3 protein-coding genes and 1 pseudogene are annotated in these 2,745 nt (G+C 55.8%); all 4 read left to right on the top strand.

What is annotated here, in order from left to right:
• A pseudogene (locus SxD43FB_RS25685) lies at positions 1-184 on the top strand (UbiD family decarboxylase); the annotation flags it as partial.
• Positions 181-414, top strand: a complete 234-nt coding sequence (locus SxD43FB_RS26310; RefSeq protein WP_096064129.1) for a non-oxidative hydroxyarylic acid decarboxylases subunit D — start codon at positions 181-183, stop codon at positions 412-414. The pseudogene SxD43FB_RS25685 and the gene SxD43FB_RS26310, both read left to right, overlap by 4 nt.
• 10 nt (positions 415-424) lie before the next feature.
• The gene (locus tag SxD43FB_RS23230) at positions 425-1,891 is read left to right on the top strand and encodes an FAD-binding protein (protein WP_096064128.1); all 1,467 of its coding nucleotides are present in this window, start codon (positions 425-427) and stop codon (positions 1,889-1,891) included.
• Positions 1,892-1,923: 32 nt separating this feature from the next.
• Positions 1,924-2,289 (top strand): cytochrome c, encoded by a 366-nt coding sequence (locus SxD43FB_RS23225; protein WP_088189955.1) that lies wholly within the window; start codon positions 1,924-1,926, stop codon positions 2,287-2,289.
• Positions 2,290-2,745: the final 456 nt, after the last annotated feature.

The following is a 2,745-nucleotide window of genomic DNA, read 5'->3' as shown; positions in this document are numbered from 1 at the left end:
TGCCGTGCCGATCGACCCGTCTGCGGTCGTGCCTGGCAAGGGCCACCGGCTGATCATTGACGCGACAAGCTACCTGCGGCCCGATCCCATCGGCGAGGCACATCTCGTTAGTCCACCGACTGGCCCGAACATTGACGCGTTGAGCAAGGCAATCCGGTTACTTCAGCAAGGAGTTGCAAAATGAGCGATATGCTGTGTCCACGCTGTTCGAGAGCTAACGCGATAGTAGACTATCAAGGGTGGCAGGACGACACCGTCGTTTGGACGATCTTTCGCTGTATTACATGCTGTTTCTCATGGCGCGACAGCGAGCCCGCTAGCACCATTGGGGTTGGTGCGCGTTCGGCGGACTTCGCTGTCGATGCGGCAAATCTAGATCGCTATCCCAAGATTCTTCAGCAAGTTGGCAAGTGAGGAAGACACGATGACAGATCAAGCCCGCCAGAAGGCTGCGCTTGCAGCGCTCGAAGCCGTCTTGGGTACCGCAGCGGTAGAACGATCTGCAAAAATACTGTCTCGTTACGCTACAGCGCTTGCGACTCCAATCGGTGTCGTGATGCCTAGCGATGTGGGACAGCTGACGGCGGCACTTGCCACAGCAAAAAAGGCCGGTGCTGTGCTGCAGCCCGTCTGTAATGGTGCGCACGGACTTGAAAAAGTTGGCCTGGATCAGGTCATAGTGCTTGATTTGCAGCGCATGAACCGAGTCCTCGAGGTGAATGAGTCACTGGCGTATTGCCTGGTCGAACCCGGCGTCACCTTTCGCGAGCTTGACGCCTATATCAAAGGCAAGGGAATTAAGCTGTGGATCGATTTTACCGGCAATCCCGACGCGAGCGTGGCTGCCAGCTTCGTTAGCCGTAGCGCAGGGTACACGCCCTATTCTGATCATTTCCTGATGCAGTGCGGACTTGAGGTCATGCTTGCCGATGGCAAGATCGTTCGCACCGGCATGGGTGCCATGCCCAAGAGCACCTGCTGGCAGCTGTTCAAGTTCGGCTACGGCCCTTGGATTGACGGACTGTTCACGCAATCTGATTTTGCCGTGCCGACCAAGGTTGGGACCTGGTTGATGCCAGTACCGCCAGCGTCCAAGACATTCATGGTCACTGTCTCCGACGAGGAAGGGCTAGCGCCGATGTTTGACGTGCTCGGACCGCTCAAGCTCAACATGGTCGTCGCCAATGGCGTAGCCGTAGGTAATGCCTTGCATGAAGCCGCTTTGCTCGGCAGAAAGCGTCGCGACTTTGCCGGTCAGGGTCCCATGGCGGCAAGTGCCGTCAAGGCGGCCGGCCAGTTGATGGGGCTAGGATACTGGAACCTCTATGGCGCGCTTTACGGTTTGCCGGACAACGTTTCGCTTCTGTGGGATAGCGTAAAGAGTGCCTTTGGTTCAGTTCCTGGAGCGAAAGTCATTGCAAACGGAGAGGGTGTCGATCCCAGGCTTTGGTCATGGAGGATGGGCACGATGACCGGTGCTGTGGCAAGCCCACCCACGCAGGTCGCGGGATGGAGCGGCGGCCAAGCGCTCACAGTGAATCCGGTGAGCCCGGTCGATGGGGAAGAAGTGATGCGGCTCTACGCGCTTTCACGTGACGCCTGCGCGCAACACGGTTTCGACCTCCTCAGCGAAACTGTTGCCATCTGGCGGTCCGCCAATCACCGCCAGTTTCTACCTTCCGCTGGCGGGGACAAAAATAGTGTTGAGCGCAGTCGCCAATGTGCCGAAGCTTTAATTGCGATGCAGGCGACCGCCGGGTTTGGTCAAGTGTTCACCGAACCGGGTCTGCGTGCAACCGTCGACAAGACGTTCGCTGAGGGTGGACTATCGATACTGCACGATAAGGTTAAGAAGGCTCTCGACCCCACGGGGCTATTTGCATCCGCCTGATTTGGAGGGCGATCAATCGAGTTGGAGGCATAATGAAAATAGTCTTTGCCATGTCGCTTCTAGTTACGCTGAGCGGCTGCATCGCCGAAGCGAAAGATCAGAAGGCTGACGGCGCGGAAAACTATGCGTTGATGTGCGCCGGATGCCACGATCCTGGCCCAGGACACCCGGCAACCATGTTACTTCAGCAAGCAGGGCGACCAGTGCCAGCACTGATCGGTCGGAAAGATCTTGAGCTTGAATATTTGCGCGCGGTTGTGCGGCAGGGATTAATCGAGATGCCGCCATTTCGTCCAACGGAATTAAGCGAAGCGGAAATTGATGAAATTTATGCTCACATCATGCGCGGAAAGCCCTCAAAACCAGCCACTGCGATTCAGACAACGAAAGAGCCGTAAGAGAGAGAGATTCTATGCAGGACCATAGTTTTCCCAAAGTCGGTAGCTCCAACGGGTGCAGAGCTGTCGATCCTCATCTGGTGCGGCAGATGCAAGCGATGGTAACCCATCTCACCGATGAGGCGCTCAACGCGCAGTTCGGCATAAGTTACAATACGTGGCGTAAGCTGATAGCTGGAAAGCCGGTGCGTGCATCGCTCCTCGCTCGGTTGGAGGCGCGCCTAGCGTCGCTCGGAGCAAAAATTGTGCGAGAGAGCACGTGATATGGAACATAAAAGTTAAGTCTCGGGATTTATCGGATTTAACGAACCAAGCATTACAGTTAGCACTAGCCCGTATAATTCATCGGGGGTTGGCGGATGTAGCGTAAGCATCTGATTTAACGTATGATTTGGTTGTCTAATCCGATCAACGTCATTTCAAGAAAGCTACACCCGCCATGGACGATCCTACGCT

The organism is Sphingobium sp. D43FB (assembly GCF_002312805.1).
GTDB lineage: Bacteria > Pseudomonadota > Alphaproteobacteria > Sphingomonadales > Sphingomonadaceae > Sphingobium.
This window is presented reverse-complemented; position numbering and strand designations above follow the sequence as displayed.

What these genes read in the sequence shown, in the direction of transcription:
- SxD43FB_RS26310 (WP_096064129.1), top strand. Translation starts at nt 181, where the DNA reads ATGAGCGATATGCTGTGTCCACGCTGTTCGAGAGCTAACGCGATAGTA.
- SxD43FB_RS23230 (WP_096064128.1), top strand. Translation starts at nt 425, where the DNA reads ATGACAGATCAAGCCCGCCAGAAGGCTGCGCTTGCAGCGCTCGAAGCC.
- SxD43FB_RS23225 (WP_088189955.1), top strand. Translation starts at nt 1,924, where the DNA reads ATGAAAATAGTCTTTGCCATGTCGCTTCTAGTTACGCTGAGCGGCTGC.